5 protein-coding genes are annotated in these 6,411 nt (G+C 40.1%); 1 reads left to right on the forward strand and 4 read right to left on the reverse strand.

Annotation, left to right across the window (positions count from 1 at the left end):
• Positions 1 to 16 precede the first annotated feature (16 nt).
• Entirely contained in the window at positions 17 to 1,105 is a 1,089-nt protein-coding gene (locus E2L07_RS15595) for an LCP family glycopolymer transferase (RefSeq protein ID WP_243854969.1), read from the forward strand.
• A 233-nt stretch (positions 1,106 to 1,338) separates the two neighbouring features.
• Here the strand turns inward: E2L07_RS15595 and E2L07_RS15600 are convergent, their stop codons facing one another.
• The 4 genes from E2L07_RS15600 to E2L07_RS15615 all read right to left on the reverse strand — a co-directional run.
• Complete coding sequence (locus E2L07_RS15600; protein ID WP_134230027.1) at positions 1,339 to 2,280, reverse strand: NAD-dependent epimerase/dehydratase family protein; 942 nt, start codon at positions 2,278 to 2,280, stop codon at positions 1,339 to 1,341.
• Between the two features lie 29 nt (positions 2,281 to 2,309).
• Complete coding sequence (locus E2L07_RS15605; protein WP_134230028.1) at positions 2,310 to 3,692, reverse strand: sugar transferase; 1,383 nt, start codon at positions 3,690 to 3,692, stop codon at positions 2,310 to 2,312.
• A gap of 325 nt (positions 3,693 to 4,017) precedes the next feature.
• Positions 4,018 to 4,911, reverse strand: coding sequence for a UTP--glucose-1-phosphate uridylyltransferase GalU (gene galU / locus E2L07_RS15610; protein WP_010899779.1), 894 nt, complete (start codon positions 4,909 to 4,911; stop codon positions 4,018 to 4,020).
• A 160-nt stretch (positions 4,912 to 5,071) separates the two neighbouring features.
• Positions 5,072 to 6,411 (reverse strand): SH3 domain-containing protein (locus tag E2L07_RS15615; RefSeq protein ID WP_166740099.1); only part of this gene is annotated, 1,340 nt, incomplete at its 5' end.

Here is a 6,411-nt window from a genome sequence, read left to right on the forward strand (position 1 = left end):
AACGGGGAACCTTTTAATGAAACAAATGCCTCCAAGCCGAAAGGTACAACGAAAAAAGAGAAAAGCTGTACGTTTTCTAAAAATATTCATGACCATGACCCTACTTGCCTTGCTCGCGTTTACATGCCTTGGCGTTTACGTTTACTTTAAAGTCTCAAGCGTTGCATCTGAATCAACAGTGGACTTAGAGCGCGGCGATAAATCTGAAAAGCGAATTGAAGCAGTCGACCCGAGCAAAGATAACTTTTCCGTTCTCCTTCTCGGAGACGACTCACGCCCTGGCGAAGCACGAGCAAGAACCGATGCCATGCTAGTTGCTACGTTCAATAAAGAAGATCAATCGATTATTTTGACAAGCATTCCACGTGATTCTCGCGTAAAAATCGTAGGCCGCGGACATTTGGATAAAATCAATCATGCCCACGCTTATGGCGGTATTGACATGACGATTGATACAGTGGAACACCTCCTTGATATTCCTATCGATTATTATGGAATTGTTCGTTTCCAAGGACTTATAGATATCGTAGATGCTTTAGGCGGAATTGAAGTTGAGGTGCCATTTGATTTTGAAGAAAAGGATACGAATAACGATTGGATTCAATTCCAAGAAGGGTTACACACCCTAGATGGAGAAGAAGCATTAGCATTCGCGCGGATGAGAAAGCACCCACAAGGTGGAGGAGACTTAGGGCGTGGCCAACGACAACAGCAAGTGATTGAAGGCATCATTAAAAAAGCAGCAAGCTTTTCTTCCATTACTCGCTTTGACGATGTGTTAGACGCCCTTGGTGAAAACATTCAGACGAACTTCACGTTTAACAACTTGGTCGCCCTACATTCATATGCATCATCCATAAGCGAGATTGAAACCTTGCAGTTGCAAGGGACTGACTTAATGCTAAACGGCATTTATTATTATGAGCTCGATCAAGGTTCCCTTTTCGAAATTCAAACGCGCTTAAAGAAACATTTAGAGATCGATGGTCATACGAATAATGGACTGGATGAAGTCCAACCTGAACCAGATATGTGGAATCCTAATGAACAGCAGCAACCTGTTGAACAACCAAACGAGGAAAGTAATGAAGTGTTTTATAATTAAATAATCATTTACCTGCTTGAAAACTCATGGAAAAAAATCTCCATGAGTTTTCTTCATATTAGGATTGGATTTGAGATGAGTGATTTAACTTTAAAAACGACATGATTTCTGTATTCTCATGTCATTCAAAGGATGAACGAATTGTAACTAGAGTTTTTCCTATGCAAGCCTTTATAAAAGCTAAACTTTATTAAATGCAAAAAAAGACGAGCTTCGAAAATTCGCCCGTCCGATTAAACGTTCTTCTTACTTTTGTAATATTCAATGGTTTCAGCCAGACCCTTATGGAGCATTACGTTTGGCTCCCACAATACATGATTCATCAGCTTTTGTTGATCCAAACAGCTATGCTTAATGTCTCCGGACCGTTCCTGTTCAAAGGCAGGTGCGTAGGTTACATTTAATTGAGCGCACAATTCCTTTAGTAGGTCTTCCACGCTCGTTTGCAAACCTGTGCTAACATTATAAACTGGGTCTACTTCTTGATTCGTTTCCGTTTCTAAGCAGGAACGAATGGCATTCACGACGTCCGATACGAAAATAAAGTCCCTCGTCTGCTTACCATCACCGAAAATAATCGGTTGCTCATTTTTTAACAGCTTTTCGATAAAAATCGAAATAACTCCGGCCTCTGTCTCAGCTGTTTGTCTCGGTCCATAAACGTTTGCAAATCGCAATACATGAACATTTAGTCCATACAGGCGCCCGTATGTTTTCACATAGGCTTCTGCTGCATATTTAGAGGTTCCATACGGAGATAGCGGTAGTGCTGGGAACTCCTCTCGAATTGGTAAAGTGTGGGACGGGCCGTAGATTGCTGCTGAGGATGCAAAAACAAATTGCTTCACTCCATATTTCCGGCTAAACTCTAACAAGCGGATCGTTCCTTGAATATTCACTTGTGCATCATAAGTAGGGTTAAGCACGGATGGACCTACCTTGCTTTGAGCGGCTAAGTGAACAATCCGATCAATATCAGGATGTTCCTGAAAAACATCCGCCACTCGCTCATCCAAAATATCTAATTTGAAAAGGTGACTAGAAGGATGAACATGTTTAAGGCTTCCCGAACTTAAATTGTCGACAATGACCACTTCTGTTCCTTCAGCGATTAAAAGATCAACTAAATGGGAGCCGATGAAGCCAGCTCCCCCTGTCACTAACACTTTTCCCATGGTTTAATCCTTTCTCTAAGACACAAAAATCAAGCCGTTACGTTACCATCTTTGTTTTTCGAGGCCCGTTTCCATTTTTTTTTTGAATCCGTTCCTTCTGCCTTTGTTTTATCAAGCAATACCGTAAATGTTTTTAACATAATCACGATATCAAGCCAAAACGTATAGTTGCGAATGTAATAAAGGTCAAACCGTAATTTATCTTCAGCTTCCGTGCTATACTTCCCCATAATTTGAGCATAACCTGTAATTCCTGGCTGAACCGTATTTCGATACGCATAGTCTAAGTGCTCTTTTGATAGCTGCTCAATAAAGAAGCTTCGCTCAGGTCGAGGGCCAACGAGAGACATATCTCCCTTCAACACATTAAAAAGCTGTGGCAGCTCGTCTAACCTCGTAGCTCGTATAAATTTTCCGACCTTTGTAATTCGATCATCGTTTTGTGTGGCTAAAACAGGACCTGTTTTCTTTTCGGCCCCTTCCACCATAGAACGGAATTTATAAATCATAAATGGCTTGTTATCTTTCCCAAGCCGCTCTTGCTTGTAAATAATACTTCCTTTCGGATCCTCAAGCTTAATTAAAATTGCAACTAATAGAAGCAGCGGCGAAGTACAGATGAGGGTAAATGCCGATGTGACCACATCAAACGCTCTCTTAATAAACGCTTGATCCCACGTAAGCCCAAACGGCTTAACCGACATTAACATCGTATCATCCAAAGGTGTGACCGATGAGCGTTGCAACAGCAATTCATAAAGGGTTGGTACCACATATACAAGCTTATTACATTCCATCGCATGATAAATAATCATTGATTTCTTTTCTTTTTGAATGCTTGTACATAAAATGATGTAATCTGCATGGCGCATGTAGTGATTAATCTTATCCATCGGTATGTTTGGATGGACTTGTTTAATGCTCGTTCCCTTTAACATCGGATGTTTGATTTTTGAAATCATTCGCTCTGTATTGTCATCATCACCGATAAACAATACTTTTCCTACTACGTTCCGTCGTGTTAGCTTTAAAAAGACATACTTCCACGTTGCTAAAAGGACAATTGTAAACACACTAGCGATGAATAAGATGGAACGTGGGAGTGCGAATTCCCGGAAAAAGTAGGAGGCCGCCATTGTAAGGAACGCCATAAACGTCACAGCTACAAAAATTTTAACCAAAATATCCCAAAGGGTATTCTTCCGATCCAGCGCATAAAGTTCATAAACAGAAATAAAGAATAAACCGATGAGCAATATCCACGGCAATAGTGAAACAAAGGACTCCCAGTTTTTCGCAGGAAACCCTTGATAGCGAATATAGAAAGCAGCGATGTAAGCAGCTAAAATACATAATAAATCTACAAGGATGATGAGAAATTTATGGTTTCTTAATTCATTAATATAAGGCATAGGAAATACCTCTCCCTTTTAAAATCAAAAACAGTTTACTTTGTAAAAATATCACCGTAGCCTTTCGACATGAAGCAACAATCACTACTTACTATACTAAAGATCGCTACTGTTGAAAACAAAAAAATTAATGACAATTTTCAACAAGGTCAAGAACATTAGGTGATTGCCGAGCTAGCTTTTAGACGACAGCAAATCCGTAGTTACCCTTATACTCAATTCTAGAGTGGTCTTCACTGCTAAACATTGATCCTTCTCTTAGTGTATAAAAAACCCCTCTCTTGCTCATTATCTGCTCAAGAGAAGGGTTTTATCCAGACACCATTTATTGCTTTAACTGACCCACTTGTTTTTCATAAATGTCCTTAATATACTGAGCTACATCTTCTGACAAATCATCCCGTTGTAAGGCTAAATCAATTGTTGCTTTAATAAAGCCAAACTTGTCCCCCACGTCGTAACGAACACCGTCAAAATTGTAGGCTAACACGACCTGAGATTCATTCAAGACCTTTATCGCATCGGTTAACTGAATCTCGCCGCCAGCACCTGGAGGTAGGTTCTCTAGAATATCAAAAATTTCCGGGCGAAGCACATACCTTCCCATAATCGCATAATTGGAAGGCGCCTCTTCTAGCTTTGGCTTTTCGACAAAGCCAGCGGCGTGAATAACGTTCGCTTCAATCTCTGACCCTTTCGGAGAAACAATCCCATACTTGGAGACATCTTCATTAGGCACTTCCTGAACCCCAACAACCGACGAATGATAGCGGTCAAAAACATCAATTAGCTGCTTTAAGCACGGAACATCCGACTGGACAATATCGTCTCCTAGTAGAACGGCAAACGGTTCATTTCCTATAAATTTGCGAGCACACCAAATCGCATGCCCTAACCCATTGGCCTCTTTTTGACGGATGTAATGAATATTCGTCATGCTCGAGATCGCCTTTACTTCTTCTAGCAATTTAGACTTGTTTTTCTTTTCTAGTGTTTCTTCTAACTCAAAGGATTTATCGAAGTGATCTTCAATCGCACGCTTCCCTCTACCAGTCACAACGATAATATCTTCAATTCCCGATTCAATCGCTTCTTCGATAATATATTGAATCGTTGGCTTATCAACGATCGGTAACATTTCTTTCGGTTGCGCTTTCGTTGCTGGGAGAAATCTTGTCCCTAGACCTGCCGCAGGGATGATGGCTTTTTTTACATGCATTTGATTTCCTTCCCTTTCTTAATGTATTTATCCAGCACCCATTATAATATACGATAAAATCATTTTCTACTATATCAATAAGAAACTCAATTGAAAGAAAGGCTGAACAAAAAACAGTGTGATTCCTCTAAAGGATATCACACTGCCTCTAATTTTTAAATTAATTATATCGCACAATATCAAAACGTAATACAGGATTGTCTAGTTGTTGATATAATTCTTTGATTCTAGGAACTTGTTTAACAGCCCATCCCATATCAGTTGCATATTGAGGAAATCCACCACTTGCGTTTTGATATAAGTGGTTCCATCTCATTTTATACAACGTATTTTGACCACGAGCAAAATAACTATTAGAAATAAACTGGGCCCCGCCAATAATGGCGGCTTCAGGAGTGAACCACCCTTCCTGATAGGCACGTATTGCTCCTAATCGATATGGATCACTATCATGCGCACCGATTCCAAACATGTTGTAGGTCGTTCTAATATTTGTTAGACTGCTTCTATTGCTAGAAGTTACCAATACAAGGTTTCCGCTACTATTTCTACCTACTTCAATACCTGTCGCTAAGCTAGATCTTCCATTCCCTGTTTCCAATAAGGCGTGAGCGATCAGATAGATTTCATTAACAGAATGTGTTCTTCCAGCCTCAATGAATGCTTGACCTTTTCCATCAAGAATTCCTTTACCTGCCAGAACTTTGTTTAATTCTTGTGCAGAGACACCTACACTTCGATCTAAAACTAAATGCTGAAATCTATCATTTTGGTTTGGATCTAGGTAAGGAAGGAAGTCTGATTGGGTGGCATTTCTCCATGTTTGGTATGTAATTTCATACCATCTATTACTTCCACTCACTGTAGTACCAGTCACTTCTCTTTGAACCGTTAAACGTGTCCCACTAGTGACAGAACCAAAAATGTGGCTACTGCTACTTGCTGATTGCCGAATATTAGCAGTACTTTTGACAACAGCGACCTGACTTTCACTTGCTAGGGAACTATGAACATACAAAGTTCTGTTGTCATAGGTAATTTTATACCATCTAGTGTTCCCATTAACAGCACTTCCAGTAACATTATTGTCTTGAATAACAAATGCAGTTCCTCTACTTACCGACGTATAAATATTACTGCTACTTGAGTTGTTAGGGCTTGTTCTTAGGTTTACAGTGCTACCAGTAATTGTTCCTCCTAGGACAATATCAACCAATGAGCTGTGAATATACGCTGGATCGTTACGATACTTGTCCGTTTGAGGTGGTGGATTTAATTGAAGCTGTCTAGCTGCAGCCTGAGAAAGTGTCAAGTTATACTGTGTATATGTGACAATTTCTTTTGCCTTTAATAGTTCAGAAATTTTATCTAACGTCTTGGCATCAGCGATTCCACTCACTGGGAGGTTATAGTCTCGTTGAAACTTCCTTACTTCTTCCTCTGTTTCCGCACCGTAAAACGCTGTTGGGTTATTCCAATGTAACCCGTAGCCGAGTCTCA

This window comes from Halalkalibacterium halodurans, from assembly GCF_004376175.1.
In the GTDB taxonomy this organism is placed as follows: domain Bacteria; phylum Bacillota; class Bacilli; order Bacillales; family Bacillaceae_D; genus Halalkalibacterium; species Halalkalibacterium halodurans.

Coding starts and splice junctions, on each gene's coding strand:
- E2L07_RS15595 (WP_243854969.1), top strand. CDS start 17: ATGAAACAAATGCCTCCAAGCCGAAAGGTACAACGAAAAAAGAGAAAA.
- E2L07_RS15600 (WP_134230027.1), bottom strand. CDS start 2,280: ATGGGAAAAGTGTTAGTGACAGGGGGAGCTGGCTTCATCGGCTCCCAT.
- E2L07_RS15605 (WP_134230028.1), bottom strand. CDS start 3,692: ATGCCTTATATTAATGAATTAAGAAACCATAAATTTCTCATCATCCTT.
- galU (WP_010899779.1), bottom strand. CDS start 4,911: ATGCATGTAAAAAAAGCCATCATCCCTGCGGCAGGTCTAGGGACAAGA.